Annotated in this window: 19 protein-coding genes; 9 read left to right on the forward strand and 10 right to left on the reverse strand. The window is 49.6% G+C overall.

What is annotated here, in order from left to right; all coding sequences use genetic code 11:
- Window positions 1-62: 62 nt before the first annotated feature.
- The gene (locus ACJJI0_RS00855) at window positions 63-1,163 is read right to left on the reverse strand and encodes an alpha/beta hydrolase family protein (protein ID WP_444884259.1); all 1,101 of its coding nucleotides are present in this window, start codon (window positions 1,161-1,163) and stop codon (window positions 63-65) included.
- Between the two features lie 423 nt (window positions 1,164-1,586).
- Entirely contained in the window at window positions 1,587-1,985 is a 399-nt protein-coding gene (locus ACJJI0_RS00860; RefSeq protein WP_252082467.1) for a VOC family protein, read from the reverse strand.
- A 462-nt stretch (window positions 1,986-2,447) separates the two neighbouring features.
- On the opposite strand from ACJJI0_RS00860, the gene ACJJI0_RS00865 reads away from it, so the two are divergent.
- The 3 genes from ACJJI0_RS00865 to ACJJI0_RS00875 all read left to right on the forward strand — a co-directional run bounded on the left by ACJJI0_RS00865 (window position 2,448) and on the right by ACJJI0_RS00875 (window position 5,364).
- On the forward strand, window positions 2,448-3,509 hold the full coding sequence (locus tag ACJJI0_RS00865; RefSeq protein ID WP_444884260.1) for a bile salt hydrolase: 1,062 nt from the start codon (window positions 2,448-2,450) through the stop codon (window positions 3,507-3,509).
- A 74-nt stretch (window positions 3,510-3,583) separates the two neighbouring features.
- Window positions 3,584-4,456, forward strand: a complete 873-nt coding sequence (locus tag ACJJI0_RS00870; protein WP_444884261.1) for a GNAT family N-acetyltransferase — start codon at window positions 3,584-3,586, stop codon at window positions 4,454-4,456.
- Window positions 4,456-5,364, forward strand: coding sequence for a polysaccharide deacetylase family protein (locus tag ACJJI0_RS00875; RefSeq protein ID WP_444884262.1), 909 nt, complete (start codon window positions 4,456-4,458; stop codon window positions 5,362-5,364). The genes ACJJI0_RS00870 and ACJJI0_RS00875 overlap by 1 nt, the downstream gene beginning before the upstream one ends.
- Window positions 5,365-5,511: 147 nt before the next feature.
- Here ACJJI0_RS00875 and ACJJI0_RS00880 read toward each other — a convergent pair whose 3' ends face one another.
- The 4 genes from ACJJI0_RS00880 to ACJJI0_RS00895 all read right to left on the reverse strand — a co-directional run bounded on the left by ACJJI0_RS00880 (window position 5,512) and on the right by ACJJI0_RS00895 (window position 10,225).
- Window positions 5,512-5,838: a YceK/YidQ family lipoprotein gene (locus ACJJI0_RS00880; protein ID WP_444884263.1), complete on the reverse strand. Its 327-nt coding sequence runs from the start codon at window positions 5,836-5,838 to the stop codon at window positions 5,512-5,514.
- 22 nt (window positions 5,839-5,860) lie between these two features.
- The gene (locus tag ACJJI0_RS00885) at window positions 5,861-6,382 is read right to left on the reverse strand and encodes a hypothetical protein (RefSeq protein ID WP_444884264.1); all 522 of its coding nucleotides are present in this window, start codon (window positions 6,380-6,382) and stop codon (window positions 5,861-5,863) included.
- 286 nt (window positions 6,383-6,668) lie between these two features.
- Window positions 6,669-8,141: an aminoacyl-histidine dipeptidase gene (locus ACJJI0_RS00890; RefSeq protein WP_444884265.1), complete on the reverse strand. Its 1,473-nt coding sequence runs from the start codon at window positions 8,139-8,141 to the stop codon at window positions 6,669-6,671.
- Between the two features lie 116 nt (window positions 8,142-8,257).
- Window positions 8,258-10,225: a VacB/RNase II family 3'-5' exoribonuclease gene (locus tag ACJJI0_RS00895; RefSeq protein WP_444884266.1), complete on the reverse strand. Its 1,968-nt coding sequence runs from the start codon at window positions 10,223-10,225 to the stop codon at window positions 8,258-8,260.
- A 350-nt stretch (window positions 10,226-10,575) separates the two neighbouring features.
- Here ACJJI0_RS00895 and ACJJI0_RS00900 point away from each other — a divergent pair, with 350 nt between their 5' ends.
- Window positions 10,576-11,664, forward strand: coding sequence for a Glu/Leu/Phe/Val dehydrogenase dimerization domain-containing protein (locus tag ACJJI0_RS00900; protein WP_252082454.1), 1,089 nt, complete (start codon window positions 10,576-10,578; stop codon window positions 11,662-11,664).
- 250 nt (window positions 11,665-11,914) lie between these two features.
- Window positions 11,915-14,734: a M16 family metallopeptidase gene (locus tag ACJJI0_RS00905; protein ID WP_444884267.1), complete on the forward strand. Its 2,820-nt coding sequence runs from the start codon at window positions 11,915-11,917 to the stop codon at window positions 14,732-14,734.
- A 136-nt stretch (window positions 14,735-14,870) separates the two neighbouring features.
- Here ACJJI0_RS00905 and ACJJI0_RS00910 read toward each other — a convergent pair whose 3' ends face one another.
- Entirely contained in the window at window positions 14,871-15,482 is a 612-nt protein-coding gene (locus ACJJI0_RS00910; protein WP_444884268.1) for a glutathione S-transferase family protein, read from the reverse strand.
- A gap of 90 nt (window positions 15,483-15,572) precedes the next feature.
- Here ACJJI0_RS00910 and ACJJI0_RS00915 point away from each other — a divergent pair, with 90 nt between their 5' ends.
- Window positions 15,573-16,934 carry a metal-dependent hydrolase family protein gene (locus ACJJI0_RS00915; RefSeq protein ID WP_444884269.1) on the forward strand — a complete coding sequence of 454 codons (1,362 nt, stop codon included), beginning with the start codon at window positions 15,573-15,575 and terminating at the stop codon, window positions 16,932-16,934.
- A gap of 60 nt (window positions 16,935-16,994) precedes the next feature.
- Here the strand turns inward: ACJJI0_RS00915 and ACJJI0_RS00920 are convergent, their stop codons facing one another.
- From ACJJI0_RS00920 to ACJJI0_RS00930, 3 genes are all read right to left on the reverse strand, one after another.
- Window positions 16,995-17,705, reverse strand: a complete 711-nt coding sequence (locus ACJJI0_RS00920; RefSeq protein ID WP_444884270.1) for an SIMPL domain-containing protein — start codon at window positions 17,703-17,705, stop codon at window positions 16,995-16,997.
- A 400-nt stretch (window positions 17,706-18,105) separates the two neighbouring features.
- The gene (locus ACJJI0_RS00925) at window positions 18,106-18,852 is read right to left on the reverse strand and encodes an aspartate/glutamate racemase family protein (RefSeq protein WP_444884271.1); all 747 of its coding nucleotides are present in this window, start codon (window positions 18,850-18,852) and stop codon (window positions 18,106-18,108) included.
- A gap of 100 nt (window positions 18,853-18,952) precedes the next feature.
- On the reverse strand, window positions 18,953-20,149 hold the full coding sequence (locus ACJJI0_RS00930; RefSeq protein WP_444884272.1) for a hypothetical protein: 1,197 nt from the start codon (window positions 20,147-20,149) through the stop codon (window positions 18,953-18,955).
- A 75-nt stretch (window positions 20,150-20,224) separates the two neighbouring features.
- On the opposite strand from ACJJI0_RS00930, the gene ACJJI0_RS00935 reads away from it, so the two are divergent.
- Genes ACJJI0_RS00935 through ACJJI0_RS00945 form a run of 3 tightly spaced genes read left to right on the forward strand, consistent with a single transcriptional unit; the run spans window position 20,225 to window position 22,500 of the window.
- Window positions 20,225-20,665: a VOC family protein gene (locus ACJJI0_RS00935; RefSeq protein WP_444884273.1), complete on the forward strand. Its 441-nt coding sequence runs from the start codon at window positions 20,225-20,227 to the stop codon at window positions 20,663-20,665.
- A gap of 60 nt (window positions 20,666-20,725) precedes the next feature.
- Complete coding sequence (locus tag ACJJI0_RS00940) at window positions 20,726-21,832, forward strand: hypothetical protein (RefSeq protein WP_444884274.1); 1,107 nt, start codon at window positions 20,726-20,728, stop codon at window positions 21,830-21,832.
- A complete protein-coding gene (locus ACJJI0_RS00945; protein WP_444884275.1) occupies window positions 21,829-22,500 on the forward strand; it encodes a GntR family transcriptional regulator in 672 nt (223 codons plus the stop codon). Before ACJJI0_RS00940 ends, ACJJI0_RS00945 begins: the two co-directional genes overlap by 4 nt.
- Window positions 22,501-22,510 lie beyond the last annotated feature (10 nt).

The raw sequence follows: 22,510 nt of genomic DNA on the forward strand, positions 1-22,510 counted from the left end.
GGATATTCTGATTGTTACTTCAAGTAAGCGATAGTTGGATGGCTACTATCGCTCAACTTTCATTAAGCTGGTTCTAAGGCTACTTCATTTTTACAAACTTTAGCTGAGTCCTGCCGTTCAAAATATGACAATAGAAATCTGACTGCTTCCTGATTGTCGAAATAGCGGGAATGTACTTTAGCCGCGATTTTATCTGGAAAAGTGCCATAAGAACCGATTACCCTCTCATAGCAATTATGAGCTTCAGGTACGGCTGAGCCGCTGGCAAACCAGTCGGAGTGGGATTTGATATCAATCCATTCAATCAGATCATCGCGCTGGGATAACTCTAGAACTTCGTTTTGTAGCCATGGGGCCTGTTTACCCAGAACTTCGATTAATGAGCCCATGGTTAGAATTCGCACTGGCGTGCCAAAGGAGGGAAGGTCTGCAAAGAGATCCACAGTAACTACGCTACCAAAGCTATGCCCGACTATTGTAACTGATTCATAGTTTTCTAAGGCTAGGCTGCTTTGCAGTTGCTCGCGCACACGTCTGATAATCTCAAAGCGCACAGCGGGTTTACCTCTGGCCGCGGGCTCATTGGTTAGATAGCGCTTACAAAAATCTGAGATATCAACCAGTAGTGATACGGGCATGAGAGCGACAATCGCTGTTGCCACTGCCCAAATACGCCAGCCACCAATATATTCAACAGATCTTTTCAATTCCTCTACCAGAGGGAAGAATGGGTTATCAGCGGCAGGTTCAATAGCTTCAACAAATAGTATAATGGTACCTAGGTACCAAACTATAAAGGCTAGTGCTGACAGGGTTAGCCCAAAGGTGAGGTATTTGCGCCGCAGTACTCCTTTCCAAATATGTAAATTAGCGAGCCAGAACCAGATAAGTGAAAAGCCCCTGGCGAGGCGAGTTTTTAATGTCTGTTGGGTAATACTGGGTACCAGGTCGTTCCAATAAGCTTCAACCAGGTCTAGTTCCATCTCCTGCCCTGCGGAGGTAGCTCGTAAACGCTGAACGCCCGGGGGAATAGTGGGCGCCGCTATGGGGGTGAGTGGTATACGTTCACTCGCGGCAATAAGCCCCTCTGTAAACTCGGACAATTGTGCAGTACTGGTGACACGGGTAAGTCCTGGTACCAGCATTATCAAGTTTCTTTTCATGGTACTTCCAAATGATAGCGTTGAGCCTTGGGCTGCTTCATTCTTTGAGTTAGTGCCCGTAGTTCAATGGCCTGAAGGGCCCAATATGTTTTGAGTGTTATTATGTTAAGAAACAAACTTCCTTTTATTCTTTGGCGCACCAGTTTTGGACTGGTTATGCATACTCCGATGCTGAAAATTTGACCTGTAATTAGCTCGGGTTAGATCAAGAGGTATAAAAGTATAGGACTTGGTACATGTAGAGCGAGTCTTGCCCGATTTATATGTGATAGAGAAAGAGAAGTAAACAGTAAATTTTGCAATAGTATGGCTTCTATACTAACGAATGAATGAGGCGCAGATAGTGAGTTCGGAGAGATTTAAATTGAACCCCTGCCACCGTAGTTGAGTGCTAGCAGTGGCAAGTTTGGTATAAAAAGCAGTTTAATCAACCACTTCTGTTTGCAGCTGGACAAGTATAAACTCATTGCCATACAGGTCTTCAAAATGGGCAAACTCGGCGTTGGAATCTGAGGCTCTTGGCTTAGTGAATTTTACTCCATTATTTATTAGACGCTTATATTCATTATCAAAATCCTCTGTATATATAACTGCACAGGGTTGACCCGCCGTCTGCCTGCCAACCTGATCCAATTGACTATTGGAGGAGGCTTGTAAGAGCCAAATGCCCATGTCTTTCTGTTCGGGTAGGCGAAGGTGAACGAATCTTAATGGCGGAGCCTCTGAATCAATAAATACTTCGAAACCAAGTTTGTCACGGTAAAAAGTAATAGCTTCTTCGTAGTCACGAACAAGAATAACCAATCTTCCTATAGTGTTCATAAAATCCCGTCTTTGCTGATTGAATGTTGATAGAAGGGCTTGATATTAACTGGCTTTATTGTACTGAATACTGCTGCAGTCAGAATTTGATTAAATCACAATGTAGAATTATATGACAGAAATACTCCTGTCGTGCCTAAACACAAGGGATTCTAATTAGATGTATCAAACGGCTGTTGTTCACGTTATCAGATGGTGAGATTCAGGATCGCTTTAATACTTGTGGACGATCTTCATAATGAATATTTAAGCGTCTTTTTATGAGATCAGGGTTAAGTGGAAATATTCAATTAAATCGCTTTCGTCTCTTTCCACATGTTGTCGTTTATGTTGGCAGCTAAAGCTAGACTTGGCCATTAAAGATGGCTTGATCGTTATTGAAGTAGGGTTGATTAGTGGCTGATCGGTGTGGCTTTAAAAATTTAAAAGGAAATTAATGGCATGTATATCAGGGAAAAGATGATGGACAATAAATTTGTTCGCGGTTTACTTGGTACAGCTCTGATCTTGTTTGTTGGGTTGAGCCAAAGCAATGCCAGTGCCTGCACTAGAATTTTTTATGAGGCTGGTGATGGTTCTTATATTACAGGGAGAAGTATGGACTGGAGTGATACCACAGCTGCAATGGACTTTTGGTTGTTCCCAAAAGGGATGCAGAGAAATGGAGGTGTCGGTCAACAGTCGATAACTTGGACTTCGAAGTACGGTTCGGTAGTAATAAGTATTTATGAGGCGGCAACTTCTGATGGCCTTAATGAGGCAGGCTTGGCTGGGAATCTACTTTATCTGGCCGAGGCTGAATATGGGAACCCTCAAAAGCGTGGAAAACCGACAATTTCAGTTGGAGCCTGGCTTCAATATATGCTGGACAATTATGCAACTGTTGAAGAAGTGGTTACAGCGATGGAGGCAGATCCATTTACTGTGATAGGAGCTGATTTGCCTGATGGTAAGCCCGCTACTGCGCATATTTCAATCTCCGATCCCAGTGGGGATTCTGCGATATTCGAGTATATCAATGGAGCACTACAGGTCCATCATGGCAAACAATATAAGGTCATGACCAATTCTCCGATATATAGCCAACAACTGGCGATTAATACTTATTGGAGCCAAATTGGTGGTGAGAATTTTCTGCCAGGTACCATAACTGCAGCAGATCGTTTTGTCCGTGCTAGCTTTGCCCTTGAGTCATCACCAAATTTTAAAGATCATCGAAAGGCAGTTGCCTCAGTCTTCTCACAAATACGCGCTGTGAGTGTGCCACTGGGGATGAGTGATCCAGGGAAACCTAATATTGCCTCGACCCTGTGGCGTTCAGTGATAGATCAAAAGAGAATGCGATATTACTTTGACTCCGTGATTAATCCTTCGGTGGTTTGGTTGGATTTTAGTAATTTAGATTTTAAAAGTGGGGCGAAGGTTTTATCTATGAAGCTGGATACCCCGAGTGATATTGGTGGTGAAATATCTTCGCAGCTTAAGCCAGCAACTCCCTTTAAATTTCTTGCACCAAAGAGTTAATCGGAGTTAAAAAGTCACATTTAACTAGATTATAAATGGAGTTGATCTCAGTCTCTTTATAAATAGGGGTGGATATGAAAGATACAATGACTATACGTAATATGCAGCGCCCTGAAGTGGATGTCTTGGTACATTGGGCAGCTCAAGAGGGCTGGAATCCAGGATTGCATGATGCTGAAACTTTTTGGCAAACGGACTCTAAAGCATTTATCGCTGCACTGGTTCAGGACAAAATGATAGGTGGTGGTGCTATTACCTCGTATGAGGGAATATATGGCTTTATGGGCTTCTTTATTGTGAAGCCAGAGTACCGAGGATTGGGGCTTGGTCGTAAACTTTGGTATTTCCGTCGTCAACGAATGCTTGAAAGGTTAAGCCCAGGAGCTTCAGTGGGGCTGGATGCTGCATTCCAGATGCAGGATTTCTATGGGGAAGGCGGCTTTAAATTCTCTCATCGCAACTTGCGTTTTAGTATGGCCGTGCCTTTAAAAGTGGCTTCAAATAGTAGTGGAAATTTTGAAATATTACCTCTTGCAGAGATTCCTTTCGATCAGCTTCTTCAATATGACATGACCTGCTTCCCTGCAGGAAGGGAAAAATTCTTGCGTACTTGGCTGAATCAAGAAGGGGCTCAGGCTTTGGGGGTATTGCAATCGGGAACGTTGAAAGGTTATGGGGTAATTCGCCGCTGTGGTGAAGGTTGTAAAGTGGGCCCTTTATTTGCCAATAACGGTCAGTTGGCTGAAGCGCTATTGATTAAATTGATAAAGTTTTCTTCAGGAGGGGCTGTATTTTTGGACGTGCCGGAAAATAATCAAGAAGCCATGGCTTTAGTTAAAAAATATAATATGAAAGAGGTATTTGGTTGTGCGCGTATGTACCTAGGCTCTAAGCCCGATATTGCTCATGAGCGTATTTTCGGTGTAACAACCTTTGAGCTGGGTTGATGATTGAGCGTGACTTAGAAGGCTATGCAGGGCAGCCTCCGGATCCAAAATGGCCGAATGGGGCCAGGATAGCCGTTCAATTTGTACTGAATATAGAGGAAGGCGCTGAATCTTGTGTTTTAAACGGGGATGACCAATCGGAAGCTTACTTACATGAACTCTTTGGTAGGGAGCCGCGTTTAGGGGAAAGAGACCTCAGTGTTGAGAGTATGTATGAGTATGGTAGCCGGGCTGGCGTGTGGCGTATCCTCAATATCTTCAACTCGAACAAACTCCCACTAACGGCCTTCGCCTGTGGATTGGCACTGGAATTAAACCCAAGTGTGGCACAGGCATTGGTAGCCGCAGGTCATGAAATAGCAGGGCATGGATATCGCTGGTTAGATTATCGCCATATTGATGAAGCCGTTGAGCGAGAGCATATACGAGCAACCCATAAATGCATTGAAAGACTAACTGGAGAGAGAGAAGTTGGTTGGTATATCGGTCGCACTAGTGCTAATACCCGCAAACTTCTAGGGGAAGTTTCCCAGGTCCTCTATAGTTCTGACTCCTACAGTGATGACTTGCCATACTGGAGTTATACCCCAAAGCCTAGGCTAATCATTCCCTATAGTCTTGTGAATAATGATGTTCGATATCTTTTCCCAAATGGCTGCGCTTCGGCAGAAGATTTTTTTCAAATTTTAAAAGATGCTTTTGATCTTCTCTGGCTAGAAGGGGAGAGTCAGGCGAAAATGTTAACGGTTGGTTTACATGGCCGAATCAGTGGCCACCCCGCTCGTGCAATGGCTTTACTCCAATTTATTGACTATATCCAAAATCATGAAAAAGTTTGGATTTGTAGAAGGTCAGATATTGCCAAACATTGGATTTCTCAGCATCCCTCAGCGGGGGGAAGTAGTTAACCTTATTAAGCTCATTGTGTTGTCGAGGTCAATAGGGTTTTTCAACTGTCATAGGAAATGTTGTTGATTTATAAGAGGCTGGCAGCTATTGATACTTCATGGGACTGCCAGCGGCTTTTATTCTCTGTTTTTACTTAAATACCATTGCTAATACTGACTGCTGGAGACTGAAATATTTCCGTTCTTCCTCTGCTCAATCATGGTAAATGGAAGCACTATTGTGTCAGTTGCGGTGGAAAAGAGGCTGTCTACGAGATACACGCCGAGAAGTAAGTCGACATTTATTGATTCACTGTCTGAATGCATTTTACATATATTGTAGGAAAGACCGCTGTAGACTCTCGGGATGGATTCACAGTTGGATTTTTGCCGTTTTAAATTTGCAGAAATTTCACGGTCTGTGCTGGAGAGGGTGGTGAAAGTCCCACAGCCCGTTAACATAAGAGAGCAAATTGCTAGACTGATAGTTTTCATTAATATCGTTCCCTGTGAATGTTTAGAATTGATAGCCGAAATGTAGTTTTAGCTCGGTCCCATCTCTGAATGAGCCATCTTTATTAGTTTTTAGGTAGGATTTTCCCAAACTGATACCACCTAAGAGGCTGGCCTCGTCATATCTATTGAAGAAGTAAGTGTAAGATCCTGCGATATAGCTTTCATAACGTCCTTTATATTTGAATTCAGATAATGACTTATCGTTCGGCGATGCGCTGAGAAGGTTTGAATTTTCATAAATATAATGTTCCCAATCTAGCTCTTTTGTTCTTATAAGCAAGCCGAGGGAGTGTTTCGGGTTCAAGCTTCTTTCCCATCCAAGGGTTATTCCATACTCTTCATCAAGGTTGTCGGCCAGCCCTCCTCCGATATAAAAAGTGTTGGACCCATAGGTGGTTGAGTACTTGATACCTAAAAGGCCTCCATATTGTGTACCTACACCAAGGCTAAGGTGGTTATTCAGATTTGCAGAGGCGAATGCGAAGGATGGGAAAAGAATACAGGCAAAAATCACACTTTTCATAGTTCTTCCATGTTGTGTTAAAGCGGTTCTATTGACCTAAGGTATTCAAGGGAAGTTCCATAGTGGTTTCTAGAGTAAGAATTTTTATAAAGGCGCTGAGAACCCTTTAGAAAATGAAAAATATTTTATTAATTGATAGAGCAAAAAAGTAAATCAGATTGAGAAAGAAGACTGCTGATTTGATTTTTACTTGTTGGGGGTCGCCTGCCCACTCAGATGATTTGTAGTGGGCAGGCAATAAAAAGGATGATACTGCTAAAGATAGCTCTATAGGTTGATCGTTAAGCTAGCTACGGGCAGGAATGGCCTGCACAACTTTAATAAAATAATCCCAGAAGTTAGCCACACTCTGAATATGCACTCGCTCTTCGGGTGAGTGGGCGCGTCGGATAGTGGGGCCGAATGAGACCATGTCCCAGTTGGGGTATGGCTTGGCTAAAAGACCGCATTCCAGGCCGGCGTGGATGACTTTTACTTCTGCATGTTCTCCAGTCATTTCCTTGTACACTTCCCGCATCATGGCAAGAAGTGGTGATGCAGGGTTTGGCGTCCAGCCGGGATAGGCATTGCCCAGCTTGGTTTTTGCACCTGTCAGCTCGAATATGGCGGCTACGTCGAGTCCATGGTGGTCTCGGGCACTGTCGGAGAGGCTGCGTACCAGGCATTGCATCTTTACTTGATGCTGGCCGTTTTCTTCAACAGTTACCACACGAGCCAAGTTGTTGGATGTATCGGCAATACCATCCAGTGCGGTGCTCATGCGTTCTACACCGTTGGGGCAGGCGCGAATAGCACGGATTAATTTCAGCTGGCTCGCTTCATCCATAACGCTGCTCGGTGCTTCGGCTGCTTCCAAGCAAATCTCCAGCGCTGCTTCATTGTCGAATTCGCGTGCAATTTGCGCGCTCTCTTGCTCAACAACTTCCTGTAACTGTTTCTGTGCGTTATTCGGTACAACCAGAGTGCTGAAAGATTCCCGAGGGATGGCATTGCGCAAGCTGCCACCATCGAGACTGGCAATGCGCAATTGGGGAATGCTTCGCTGAGCGGTATCAATAACACGATTGGCAATTTTATTGGCGTTACCGCGACCTTTGTCAATGTCCAGGCCGGAGTGCCCACCGCGTAGACCGCGTACAGTGAGTTTGAAAGCCTGAGCATCAGCCATCAGAGGCTCGGCGGTGTAGGGTAAGGCGGCATTAACGTCCACTCCACCGGCACAGCCGATGTAGAGTTCTCCCTCATCTTCGGTATCGAGATTTAACAGCAGGTCTGCTTCGAAATAACCTGGCTTAAGATTTTTCGCTCCGGTCATACCCGCTTCTTCATCAATAGTCAGCAGTGCTTCCAGGGCTGGGTGCGGGATATCTGTAGATTCCATCAGGGCGAGGATGGCAGCTACACCGATGCCGTTATCGGCCCCCAGGGTGGTGCCTTCTGCGGTTACCCACTCACCATCGATATAGGGTTTGATGGGGTCCGTCAGAAAATCGTGATCAGTATCGGCATTTTTCTGCGGCACCATATCCACATGGCTTTGCAGTGCCAGTGTCTGGTGGTTTTCCATGCCGGGGGTAGCCGGCTTCTTGATAATGACATTGCCAATTTCGTCGAGCTGAACTTCTAAGCCGCGATTCTTGGCAAATTCCACAATGTGTTCGACAACGCGGTCTTCATGCTTGGATGGGCGGGGAATTTCACAGAGTTTGGCGAAGTGTTGCCATAGCGGTTTAGGGTTCAGCTCAGCAATATTGCTCATTGGTGGCCTCGGGCTTTGTTATGGGTTGGTTTTATGCTCTGCGTTTAAATTGGCGCAGCTAGGGCATAACAGTAAAGAGCCCGGCGGGTGCCGGGCTCTTTGGGGTTCTACTTGGCTTATTTCTCTATAGCTATTTCGTTTGCTGAAGTTTCAGGTAAGAGCTCCAGGGAGATGCGGCGTTTATCGACATCTACAGAGGAAACTTTAACGCTGATAGTTTGTTCCAGCTGGTAGCTCTGTTCGTTGTAGGTAAGGGTAAGGTGCTTGCCGTCAAAATTCGGCAGGTTCTTTTTATCCCCATTTAGGCGAACAAATCCATCGATGCCAAATTCGTCCAGGCGCACACCGAGACCGGCGCCATTGACCAGGGTGATCTTGCCGCTGAACGCCTGTCCAACCTTGTCCTGCATAAATTGGGCATAAAGCCATTGCTCGAGCGCACGATTGGCCTGGCGGCCGCGGGTCAGGCTGTCCTGCAGGGCTTCGATCTGCTCGTCACTAAGCGCCGCAGCAGGGCCGTCTTGTTGGGCGGCACGCAGTACCCGATGGTTATGCAGGTCGTTATATTTGCGAATGGGGGAGGTCGCAGTGGCGTAGGCTTCAAGGCCCAGACCTAGGTGCGCTCCCACTTTGTTGTCGAGTTGGCCCGGGCGCAGCATGCGCTTCAGAACCGACAACAGGTTTTGCATCTGTGCATCGTCATGGCTTTCCAGATACTTAACCAGGGCTAGGTAATGTGGCAATTCGCCGAGGTCTTGCTCTGCATGCTCCGGTAGTAACTCTTTGAGTAGGCTGCGTACCTCACCCATGCGCTCCTCGCGGAAACCCAAGTGTACCGAGAAGCAGCCCTGTTGCAGCTCAGCCAGTTTGCCGCCAATGCTGATATTTGTGGCGAGCATGGCTTCTTCCACCATGCGCTGAGCAATATTGCGCTCCTGCTTTTCGATACGAGCGATCTTACGCTTGTCGTCGAGGTGAATCTCGTAATCGGGGCGGTCTTCCATCGCCAGGGAGTGATTTGCGCGATAGGCAGAGCGAGCTTCAAAAACGGCAGCCAGGTTGTGCAGGCTCTGTTTTTGCTCTTCCGGTACGGCGGATTCGTCGCCCTCAATGAACTGGCTCACTTGGATGTAGCTCAGCTTGTGCTGGGAGCGAATCGCAGCAAATTCATAGCGGCTCTCGCCCAGGCTGCCATCACCGTTGATATCAATATGAACCACCAGGGCCGGGCGCAGTTCTCCGGGTACCAGGGAGAACAGGTTTTCACACAGATTACGCGGCAGCATGGGTAGGGTTTCACCGGGCAGGTATTGGCTGTGAGCGCGCTCGAACGCTTCTTTGTCCAGGGGGCTGCCGGTTTCTATCACACTGGAGGGGTCGGCGATGGCGATATGCAGGGTCCAGCCTTCGTTGCGAGTGGTGACGGCGAGGGCGTCGTCCATATCGCGGGTACTTTCCGCATCGATTGTGGCAAAGCCCAGTTCAGACAGATCCTGGCGCTCGGAGATCACTTCGGCGAGTTGAGCGCTGATTTCTTGCGCCTGGGCCTGCGCAGGCTGGCCAAACTGCTCAGGCAATTTGAATTGCGCTACTACATAAGCATGCTCAATACCGGGGATATCGGGCTTGCCAATGACCGTTTCCACTTTTGCCTGGGCGCGGCCATCTTTGAACGGGTGTCGATTGATTTTACAGGCAATAAACTCTCCCGGCTGTGCTTTACCGCGGGCCTTGGGAGGCAGGAAAATCCAGCGCGACAAGCCGTTCTGGCTGGGCTGGATAAAATGCCCCTGGCCTCGTTGGACATATTGCCCAACCAGATAGTCGAGTTGGCTTTCGATCAGGGTATCCAGCTCAGCGCTGAGCTTGCCTTTTTTCTCTTCCGTGAGGCTGACGCGGACACGATCACCTGGGAAAACCCGTTCCATCTCATTGGGAGGTAAAAAAGCCTCGCGTCCATCTTCTAGCTCCACAAAGCCAAATTTGCCGTTGCTGCCGCGAACCCGGCCCTCGGCAAACTCCTTACTGGAGCGAATATCTGTTTTCAGTTGTGAAAGTTGTTTCAGAGCGTCGGCATTCAGCATCGAGTTGATCTCTCGGGGGTCGATTTAGGCGCGGATTCTACCAGACCAGAATGAAGCGGGTAACAGGGGGCTAAAGAAGGAGAAATCATATCCGTTTGATTAAGCGCAAAGATGCCGGGTTGAAGGGGCAGTCAAGATCGATGACTGTATGGCCCAGTATATTTCCGTAGGGGCCGCTGTCCTAAAAAAAAATAATTCGTGTGAGAATTTAGCTATTACAGCGCTGTTCTGTGCAAAATATGCAAACTTTATCTGCCGAAGCTAGATATAATCTTACCCCTAAATAAAAACAGATAAGGGCTGTGGTTGTTCCCCAGCTGTAGAACCGGCCTTCCGGAGAGGAACAGTTAATGAGTATTTTTTCCCATTCCGCCTACGATAAGCACGAACAAGTGGCGTTTTACCAAGATGCTAAGAGTGGTCTCAAAGCAATTATCGCGGTACACAATACGAATTTAGGTCCCTCCCTGGGTGGTTGCCGCATGTGGCCATACGCCGATGACGGCGAGGCTCTGAATGATGTTCTGCGTCTTTCACGAGGCATGACCTACAAGTCTGCTATGGCTGGCTTGAAGCTGGGTGGCGGCAAATCCGTCATTATTGGCGATCCGCGTAAGGAAAAGACTCCCGAGCTGCTGCGCGCCATGGGTGAGTTCATCAATACCCTGGGCGGCCGCTATATTACCGCAGAGGATTCCGGCACCAGTGTTGCCGACATGAGCGTAATTGGCGAGACCACCGAGTATGTGTCCGGTCTGTTCGCGGGTTCTGAATTCGGCGGTGACCCCTCTCCCTCCACTGCATATGGGGTGTTTGTCGGCCTTAAGGCTGCTGTCGAACACCGCTGGGGCAAAACCGACCTTACGGGTCTGAAGGTCTCTATTCAGGGGGTGGGCAACGTGGGCTTCCGCCTGGGTAAACTACTGAAAGACGCTGGTGCAGAACTGTTTGTGACCGATATCTTCCAGGACAATATCGACCGTGCGGTAACTGAGCTGGGTGCTATTGCCGTGACCGCAGATGAGATCTTTGATCTGGATGTGGATCTGTTTGCTCCCTGCGCTATGGGTGCCATCCTCAATGACGACACCATTTCCCGCCTGAAGGTGGGTGCTGTGGCCGGTGCAGCCAATAACCAGCTGGCCGAGGAGCGCCATGCAGCGGCTCTGCGCGAGAAAGGTATTCTGTATGCGCCAGATTATGTGATCAACGCCGGCGGCATTATTGATGTTTACTATCAGCAAAAAGGTGACTACGACGCCGCAGAGGTGAAGGCCCATATCGAAGAAATCGGTAGCACCATGAAAGAAGTGTTTGTGCGTGCAGACGAGACTGGCGAGACCACAGCGCATGTGGCCGACCGTATTGCTGAAGAACGCTTCGGACACCACTCTGTGACCGGTGATACGGAGAACAAATCCGGCACCGTGGCAGCATAACCTAATTCGGCACGGGAGATGTGCCGATGACCTAATCCCTGGCGATTGGCATCATCGCTTCTCTCTGTGATGTATTTATTTGGGCACTTTAGTGCCCATTTTTTTGTCTCAAGATTGATGTAGTGACCTGGTGCCTCATTCTGGTGCCAGGTTTTTGGTTCGTTACTGCGGAGGGCGAGCCGGTAAATGGATTGGATACTGGCCTAAACTTGCCATCCTGAATCCGCGGTTATTACTAGGGAGTGACAATATGGACTTGCGTCCAGTGTTCTTCAGTGTCGTTATCGCTACTGCCGGTCTTGCCGGCTGTAATCAGTCTACCGATGATACCCCCCACGCTCTTTCCGTGGACAAGGAAGCCGCAGCCAGCAGTAAAGATGCGGCTACGGATCAGAAAGCATTCGTACCGCCTCCTCAACTGGATATTCCCTTTCACAAGGAAGTTTTGCCTAACGGACTGACCGTTATTGTGCACGAGGATCGCAAGGCCCCGGTTGTCTCTACCAACATCTGGTACAAGGTGGGCTCCAAAGATGAGCCGAAGGGTAAAACCGGCTTTGCGCACTTATTTGAGCACCTTATGTTCAATGGCAGTGAGAACTTTCCCGGCGAATACTTTGAACCCTTTCAGCGCTCCGGTGCTACCGATATGAACGGCACCACGAGTAACGATCGCACCAATTACTTTGCCACAGTTCCCAAGGGGGCTCTGGATATGGCTCTGTGGATGGAGTCTGACCGGATGGGCCACTTCCAAGGCGCTATTACCCAGGAGGTGCTGGATGAGCAGCGCGGAGTGGTTAAAAACGAGAAGCGCCAGGGAGAGAATGCGCCCTACGGCAAGGCTTTTGACATTATTGCCAAAAGTACCTTCCCTGCGGATCACCCCTATTCATGGACACCTATAGGTTCCATGGAAGACCTGGATAATGCCAGCCTTGAAGATGTAAAGAAGTGGTTTGCAGATCACTATCAACCGGCCAACGCTACCTTGGTTATTGCCGGTGATATCAGTGTTGATGAGGCGATGGCCAAGGCGCGCAAATATTTTGCTGATATTCCCAGTACTAAAGTGCAGCCTCGAATCAAAAACTGGGAGTTACCCACCCAGGTGAAAAAGCGCGAAGTTGTTCACGACCAAGTACCGCAAACCCGTATTTACAAGGTTTGGAATGTCCCCGCCATTGGTAGTGAGGAAGAGCATGCCCTGGAGCTGATGACTTCGCTGCTGGCAAATCGTAAAAATTCCCTTTTATATCGCCGATTGGTTCGGGATGAAAAAGTAGCAACCAGTGTGAGTGCTTTTTATTACGGTCGCCAGTTGGCAGGTCAGCTGATTATTGTGGTGGATGTAAAGCCGGGGCAGCCTGTCGATAAAGTGGAAAAGCTTTTAGATAAAGAGTTGCAGCAGTTTGCTAAAAATGGCGTCAGCGCAGAAGAGCTGCGCCGGGTTAAGCAGGGTGAATTCGCCAGCCTGGTAAAAGGATTGGAAAAAACCGGTGGCTTTGGTGGTAAGAGCGATATCCTCGCCCGTTCGGAATTTTACTATGACGATCCCGGCGCACTTCTGAAAGGTGTTGAAGAGTATGCCAAGGTTTCCGCTCGTGAGGTGCAGAATGTTGCAGAGCAGTGGCTGAAAGATGACTCTTACACTTTGATTATCCAACCTCAGCAGCAGTTCACCGCAGCCACCGAGGGGGCAGACCGCAGTAAGCTGCCGGAGGTGGATAAAAATGTAGAGCTGGAATTACCTAAGCAGCAGAACTTTACCCTGAAAAATGGTCTTCGGGTTGTTTTGGCTGAGCGCCACGATACGCCGGTTGTGTTAATGAATCTGCAATTTCGCAGTGGCGCCTCAGCAGACAAAAGTAAACCCGGGCTCGCTTCAGTCGCGGCACAAATGTTGAATGAGGGCGCTGGCAATCTCGATAGCTTGGAGTTTAGTGCCAGAGCAGAGGAGCTAGGGGTAAGTATTGGTGGTGGCAGTGGTTTGGATTACAACTCCATCAGTATGAGTGCCCTTAAGTCACAGTTGAAACCCTCACTGGAGTTATTTTCCAAGGTGGTTACCGAGCCCCGTTTCCCCGAGTCCGATCTCGAGCGGGTAAAGTCCAATCGCCTGGATGCTATCGCCCAGGAAAAGGCACAACCCCAGGGATTGGCACTGCGTGAGTTGCCGCCACTGCTCTTTGGTAACGAGCATCCCTATGGCGCCCCCTTGACCGGCTCTGGCACACCTGAAGGCATTAAGTCGATCACTCGCGAAGATCTGGTGAACTTCCAGAATACCTGGGTGCGTCCCGATAACGCCACTCTCACCATTGTTGGTGATGTAACAGAAAAAGAGATCGAACCGCTCCTCAATGAAACTCTGGGTGGCTGGAAAGCGCCTAAAGAGGAGTTGCCACAAATTGATGTGGCCAAGGTGGCGCGTCCGGAAAAGGCCAGGGTTTACCTCCTGGATCGTCCAGGCGCCCAGCAAAGTTTCATCATGGCTGGATTGGTGATGCCACCTTGGCAGCCGCAGGGTGCTGAAGCTTTTGATGCGATGGCCAATACAATTGCTGGCAAGTTTACCTCGCGGGTTAATATGAACCTGCGTGAAGACAAGCATTGGTCCTACGGCGCCCGAGCGGTTTCCATGGATACGGAAGGTCAGCGGCCTTACATTCTGTTTGCCCCGGTGCAGACCGATAAAACAGCCCCGGCTATCAAGGAATTAATCAAAGAATATCAGGAGTATTTGACTAACCGCCCAATTACCGAGAAGGAGTTGGAGGACTATCGAAACGATGAGGTGCTAAAACAGAGCGCACGCTTCCAAACCAAAGGGCAGTTATTGTCCAGTATCAACTGGCAGGTGGAAAAAGGCTTGCCGGAAGATTACATTGCCGATTATCCCCAAAGGGTGGCCGCGTTGAATAAGGAGCAGGTAGAGTCCTCTGCGCAAGAGTTTCTTGCACCAGATCAATTTACTTGGGTCATTGTTGGCGATCTGGAAAAGATTAAGGGAGAGGTTGAAGCCCTGGATATTGGTCCTGTAGAGGTACTACCCGCAAAAGATCAATAAAAAATTGATTTCATACTAAAAACGCCCCGGTTTCTTATAAACCGGGGCGTTTTTTATGGGCGTTTAGTAGTTTTTTTTCAAAACCTGATACCCTCCACTGGGCAGGCTATTCCGAATAGTTTTTCAGAAATTTACCTCAGGCCTTGAAGCTTGGGCGCTGCTTGAGTTGCTCACGCCAGCGGATCAGGTGGGGGTGTTTTTCGGCATCCGGGCGCAGATTTTGTACTTTGCCAAAATCGAGACTGCACACCATGCTGATATCGGCTACTGAGAAATAATTTCCAACCAGAAATTCATGATCAGAGAGGTGGTCGTTTAGAGCTCCCATAAATTTTATCGCGCGTTTACCCGAATCCTCGCCGAATTCAGGATAGACATTCATGCGGTCCTTGAAAAAGCCAGAAACGTGTTGGAAGCACATTCCTACTGGAAACATTAAGTTGAAGTCGGCACGGCGATTCCACATTTCCACTAGGGCTTTTTCTTTTGCATCGCGGCCAAAGAGTGCCGGCTCCGGGTGTAGTTCTTCGAAGTATCGTTGAATCGCTACGGACTCAGAGATATAAGCGCCATCATCCAGTTCCAATACGGGAACTTTCCTGTTGATATCTTTACTGCGATATTCGGGGCTGAGGTTTTCGCCCTTGGTAATATCTACATGGGTAAATTCAACTTCGATGCCTTTTTCCGCAAGATACATGCGAACTCGACGACAATTGGGGGCGCTTGCAAACTCATAGATCTTCATAGGGCTTCCTCTCGCCTCGGCGATTGCGTTAAATTGAGCAGCTGTCCATAAAAACATTACAAATCTAAAAGAGACTTACTGGTGACGACAATGACCACAAGTTCCAAGAGAGGCTGCTTCTTTCGCCGCACAGTCACGGCGCTGGCTGTTTTTGCCGGTCTGTTTTGCCAGCAGGCTTCTGCTGAAGAGCTCGCTATTTATGCGGGAAAACTCTTCAATAGCAGCAATGGAAAACTGTTAGAGAATCGCACCATTCATATTGTGGATGGCCGTATTGAGTCGGTACAAAAAGGGTTTGCCAAGCGGGAGCGGGAAATTCTTGTCGACTTGCGCAATTACACTGTGCTTCCAGGATTGATGGATATGCACAGCCACCTCACTTATGAGTTTGGTCCTCGTGCTTATACGGAATCTTATACCTGGAATCCGGCAGATTTCACTCTGCGCGGTGTCGATGCGGCCAGCCGTACCTTGCAGGCGGGCTTTACCACCATCCGCAATCTGGGTGATCACGATAATGTTACCGTCAGTCTGCGGCGAGCGATTGAAGCAGGCACTATTGAGGGACCGAGGATTTACACTGCGGGAAAATCTATCGCAACCACCGGTGGTCACGCCGACCCCACGAATGGTCGCCGCCATGACTTAGTAGGGAATCCCAGCCCGGCCGATGGTGTTGTGGATGGGCCTATTTCCGCGCGCAAGGCGATTCGTCAGCGCTATAAGGATGGTGCAGACCTCATCAAAATCACTGCTACTGGCGGGGTGCTGAGCGTTGCCAAAAGTGGGCAAAATCCACAATTTATGCAGGATGAATTGGAGGCAATTGTTGCCACTGCCAAAGATTATGGTTTTACCGTGGCGGTACATGCCCATGGTAAGGAGGGGATGATACGTGCTATCCGTGCTGGAGTAGACTCAATTGAGCACGGCACCTACATGGATGAAGAAGTAATGGACCTGATGCGGCGCAATAGTACCTGGTTTGTACCGACACTGATGGCGGGGGAGTGGGTGACTGAAAAATCTGCAATCGAAGGGTTCCTGCCAGATATTGTGCGCCCCAAGGCAGCAACTATGGGCCCGTTAATGCAGGATACTTTTTCCAAAGCTTATAAGCGTGGTGTCAAAATTGCTTTTGGCACCGATACAGGGGTCACCAGGCACGGAGAGAATGCTCGGGAGTTTGTACTGATGGTACAGGGGGGAATGACTCCTGCCGACGCCATCCGCTCTGCAACCTGGAATGCCGCACAATTACTGCAAATTCAAGACGAGCTTGGCAGTATCAGCGAGGGCAAATTCGCGGACATTATTGCGGTTGCAGGAAACCCTCTGGAGGATATCTCCGAATTGCAACGGGTGCAGTTTGTCATGAAGGAAGGCAAGGTTTTTAAATACCCCAGCGAGCCGGCAGTGGAGGTATTTCTGGAGCATGAGGGGAATGGTTGACAGTTGTGAGTAGAATACCGGCACCGCATAGAGTTGCAGGGCCGGTATAGAAGCAATTGATTATTTCAGTTCGAAGACCAGGTCCAAATTGACAGCTACGGTAGTCTCACCGGGGGCAATAGGGGTTGAAGCACTGTCTTTCATTGACTCCATCTGGCCCCTTAACATCATAGGGCGGGGCATACCGCCGCTACCCTGTTCAGAAATACTCACGATTCGACGAACCTTCATGCCCAGTGCTTTAGCGTAAATAGTCGCGCGCTCCTGGGCATCCAATAGGGCTTTTTCGCGAGCCTCAGCTTTTACTGGTTCTGGCTCGCCAATCTCAAAGCTGGGACCGTTAATTTGGTTGGCCCCGGCGGCGGTGAGGTCGTCCAGTACACCTCCCAGCTCACCCAATTTGCGCACTTTGATGTTGAGGGTATTTCGCGCAGTATAGCCGACGATTTTGGGCTTCTGATCTCTCTGATAATGGTAGCGGGGAGAAAGACTGACGCCGCTGGTTTGAATATCTTTCTTGGCAATGCCGGCTTTCTTAATCGCTTTCATTAGCGTAGCCATTTGTTCGGCATTATCTTGCATGGCTTGCTTACTGTCGTCTGCCTCGGTTACCACGCCTACAGACAAATTGGCAACATCGGGAGCCTGACGTGCCTCACCTTGGGCCGCAATAGAGACTAGGGTTCCCCGTTCGGAGGGAGCCTGCCCATTTCCGCAAGCGGCGATAAGCAGAGTAAGTACTGTGATTGTCGAGAATTTTACTAACTTCATGATTTTTCCTTATCAATCGCTATGGATTTGGCATCACTCCGATGCATTAAGCGCCAAATAATATCAGTGCCTTTCTGAACCGCAGCTGAGCAAGAAGGTCAGCATAACGGATCATCGGGGAGCAGTAGACAAGCTGCTTGGCAATATTGGCTTGCCACTTGGCCGGGAAAGTGCTGCCAACTTAATCAGAGCTAAATTTCTTCTGATAAGTTTCATCTTTCTTGGTAGAAAACAAAACCCAGGAGAAGAAGGTATCGACGTCTGTTAGAAACACGTGGCTGCATTCGTTTTTAGGATGCTTAATTGCAAGCTGTATCTGGCTGGCTAAATCCAACCTCCGTAATTCTTTGAGCCAGAGCTATCGGGAGAGTAAAGATTATAAGGAAGTCTTGGAAGAAGCTCAGTCTGTGTGCTCTATTCGCCTGGAGAGGCTATCGGGGAGGCCCAATGTGTCTTTCGCGGGCGGACGGGCGAAACCACCTGCGCGGGCAATACCTGGGTTGAGCCGTACAAGACCCTCTGCTTGCACGACAGCGGCAGGGACTGGATCGACCACAGGAATCGGCAGCCTGCCAGAAATCTTTGTGGCAAGACCGGCGAGCGGCCCTCCAGCGAGGATGGCGACATCTGCTCGGTCAGTATATGCAGCTTCTTCTACGAGCTGAACCAAGCTCTCGCTAAGCTCTTCCTGTACAGTTTCGATTGATTGGAAACACTCGCTAGGTAGGCGAATGCCGGTGAAGCGATTTTCGAGACCGGCACGCAGCACACCATCACGAAACCAGTCCGCCAAACTATCGCTAAATGTGACTATCGAGAAGCGCTGGCCAAGTGCACAAGCGGTCAGCATTGCCGCCTCGGCAACACCGATCACGGGAATGTCGAATAACTGGCGCGCACCAATGAGACCTGGGTCCCCGAATGCAGAGATGATGACTGCGTCTACCTGTGTGTGGTGTTCAGCAATTGTCTCGAGGATATCACTAGCGATAATTTCGGCCTCGACCCGGCTCGAAATATAAGGAAAGCCGATCTTGGCGGTGGTTGCTACGATTTTGGTGCGCGGAGATGCAACCCTTTGTGCGGCGCCCGCCATTAGTGACGTCATAGATTCTGTGGTATTTGGGTTGAGGAGAAGCAGCTTCATGATTAGGTCCGGGCTCTCCAGTTTTTAAGGTTACATCGTCCGCAAAAGTATGGATCAAAGTATTGATCAATAGAGGCTGCCGGCTGGCTTAGCCTGTTAATCAGCATAACAGCGCCTCCGAATTTATTTGGGGAGAGCCAAAAACCTGCTGATAAGTTTCATTTTCATCATGGTAGATAGCAAAGCCCAGGCGCAGCAGCTGTTGGCGCCTGTCGCAAAGGACTGCTCGGGCTTTCAGCTCTTTTTGTAGCTTTTCTGAGTTTTCTGTTGTGCCGCAATCGAACGTGAAAAAGTGGCCATGGCCCTCCTTCAGGTCGTGGTGAATTAGGCGCTCCCGGTTGAGTAGCGGGTGGCTGTTTTTGTCCATTGTGTTCAGGAAGCGACTTTGGGCATTGAGGACATAGCGGTGGATTTTATCTACGGTGATACCTTCGCGTCGGAATAGATCGAAAATGGAAAGACCCTTGTACAGGCAGGAATAATCCATAGTTGCCCCGGCAAATCTCAGCCAGTTGTCCGCATAGCTGACATGGCCACGGCGATTTTCAGGCTCCGCAATTTCGGCAAACCAGCCGGTATTTAGTGGTCGTAGGGAGCAGCCGCGAGGAATGCTCATAAAACACAGCCCTTCGCCGGCACCCAGGTACTTATACGAGCCGGCAGTAAAAAATGCTTTGTCAGCAATACCACTCAGGTCGATTGGGCGGGCAAAAAACCCATGGTAACCGTCGACTACAAACTGGGTTTGGGTTGGCTTCTGCTCGACGATTCGCAATAGGTCGGGGAATACCACGCCAGAATCGAAAAACACCAGGCTGGCATAAGCCAGTTGGTAGTCTCCCGTATGCAGTTCCTGCTCAAAGCGCTCTGCCAGGGTGGAGAAGGGGTGTTTGGGTATATGGGTTACTTGTATGTTGGGCAATTCTTTCAGCCGCTGCAGCTGGCGGGTGAAGCTGTAAAATTCTCCATCTGTAGTGAGGATATGCAGGGGGTCAGTGATGGGAAAGGCACTAAGTAGCCGGTAGACAAGCTCGTGGGTATTGGGGACAATAGCTATTTGAGAAGCGTCGGGGAGGTTTAGTGTTCGCGCGACGGCACTTTGCCAGGCGGGTATTTTTTCCTGGAAAATAGGTCCCCACTTGTCATCGGCGAGCAGTGCCGCATCCTGCCAGTATTGTTGGACTGCCTCCAAGGTTACATCGGGCCAGTAATGATGGGAGTGACAGGCCATGTGCAGCATGGAGGATGGGCTGCCGCTGGGTGCTTGAGAAAATGCACGATAGAATTTTTTATACATTTACTTTTCGCCAGGCGAAGCTGAATTATTTATTATTCCGCGATTGTAGATCCTGGCAACAGGAAGGAGTAGAGGGTGAGATACCTGCACACAATGGTCCGTGTGGCCAACCTGGAAGAATCCTTAAAGTTTTACTGTGAGAAGTTGGGCTTGCAGTTGGTACATCGCAAAGATTATGACAAAGGGCGTTTCACCCTGGTATATCTTGCGGCCCCTGAGGATGTCGATAGTGCTCGCCAGCATAAAGCGCCCACGCTGGAACTCACTTACAACTGGGATTCGGAGCCCTACAGTGGCGGGCGAAACTTCGGCCACCTGGCTTATGGAGTGAATGATATCTACGCCGTCTGCCAGAGAATGATGGATGCGGGGGTTACGATCAATCGTCCCCCTCGCGATGGCCATATGGCCTTTTTCCGTTCGCCGGACGGTATCTCAATTGAACTGTTACAAAATGGCGAGCCCCTGGAACCGAGGGAACCCTGGAAGTCGATGGAGAACAGCGGCGAGTGGTAATTGGCCCTGGCAAGGCTCTCATTTGACTTTGGCTTTTAGGTAAATTGATAAGGAATTTATGTGAAGAACCGCAGTTGCATTTTACTGGCCGGCGCCAAAGCGGCGCGTAGGGTTCGCGAGGAGGGATTACATCAGGGGCAGTTCTCAACCTTGGTGGGAGCTTCTGGGGGTCCCAAGTGGCTGGTTATCAGTCAGCTGGATCGGGTTCTTATGGGGGCTTTTTTCAAAGGTCGCAGTGAGCCTATTGCGACGCTGGGTTCATCAATCGGCAGTTTTCGCAATATGTGCTACGCCATGGAGAATCCTTTGGCGGCGCTGGAACGTCTGGAATATGGATATATTCACCAGAGCTACGGCGATACCAAGCCTACCCCGGCTGAGATTACGGCGACGGGTGGCGCGATTCTACAGGAAGTGTTAGGGGGAAGTGGTGCGCGCGAGGTGGTGGAAAATCCCTTGTGGCAGAGTCACTTCGTGACAGCGCGTGGGCGTGGCCCCTTGGCAAGTGAAAAGCGAGCCATTCTGGCCCCGGCGCTCTTTACGTCTGCGTTGGTCAATGCGGTTTCCAGGCATAGCCTTAAAGCCTTTTGGGAGCGTGTAGTGTTTCACTCCCGGGCCCAGGCTACTGTGAAGTTTGGCAATCTGAGTACGGCGAATGCCCCTCTCACTCGGGAGAATGTTCGTGAGGTGGTGCTCGCTAGTGGTTCTATACCACTGGTAATGGCGGGTGTGCGCAACCCGGCTGGCGCACCCTTGGGAAATTATCGCGATGGCGGGATTACAGACTACCACTTTGATTTGCGCTTCAGTCATCCACGTGGATTAGTGCTCTACCCGCATTTCTTCCCGTTTATGGTGCCCGGTTGGTTCGACAAGGGGTTGTCCTGGCGACGTGTGCGTGGCGATGCCATGATGTCGACACTACTGATCGCACCGTCGCCGGGGTTTGTGGAGCGGTTACCATTTGGCAAGATCCCGGATCGCAACGACTTTTATAAGATGCCCTCGGATGAGCGTGTGCGCTATTGGAAAAAAGTGGTGGAAATGAGCCGGCAGGTGGCAGACGACTTTTATGAAATCTGGCAGACCGGCCGGGTAGCAGATCATCTTATCGAAGTGGGTTCCGATGATTTGCCCCATAAGTTGCAAAAGGTTGGGGCCGCATGAAGATGGCACCAGAATTTAGCCCTCCGCAGGAGGAGTTTCGCACTACTCAAGAGCGTGTGTACTTTCAGGTGCGAGATGCCATTCTGCGTGGCAAGTTTTTGCCGGGGCACCCGGTCACTATCCGGGGTTTGGCGGCGGACTTGAATTGCAGCCCGATGCCTGTTCGTGAGGCCTTGCGGCGCCTGACCTCGGAGCGAGCACTAGAGCTGTCTGATACCCGCCGTGTCACTGTGCCCACTATGACGCCAGAAAAGCTCGCAGAGATTTGTGCGGCACGGGTTGCGCTGGAGTGTCAGGCCGCAGAGCAGGCGCTGCCCTTTGTAGGACGGGGGGCCCTCGAGCGGTTACGACAGCTAGATGCTCGAGTCTCTAAAGCGCTCAGAGAGAAGGATATCGAGGAGTATGTGACGGCCAATCTCGATTTCCACTTTACCCTCTATCGCCTGGGGCATCCCCATATCATCCTCTCGCTGATAGAGAGCCTATGGCTGCAAACAGCTCCCCTGCAGCACCTGGTGTTCCAGCGCTTCGGTGTACAAGAGTTGCCGGACCGCCACGAGGACCTGCTAGGTGCGATTGCCGATGGCGATGTGGCGCGAGTGCGCCTTGCTATTCGTCAGGATATTGAGGAGGGGCTCGGCTCAATTCCCGCCGAAGAATTACTCTAGGGCTTAGGCC

The sequence above is a fragment of the Microbulbifer mixtoriginis (SeqCode) genome (assembly GCF_052466695.1).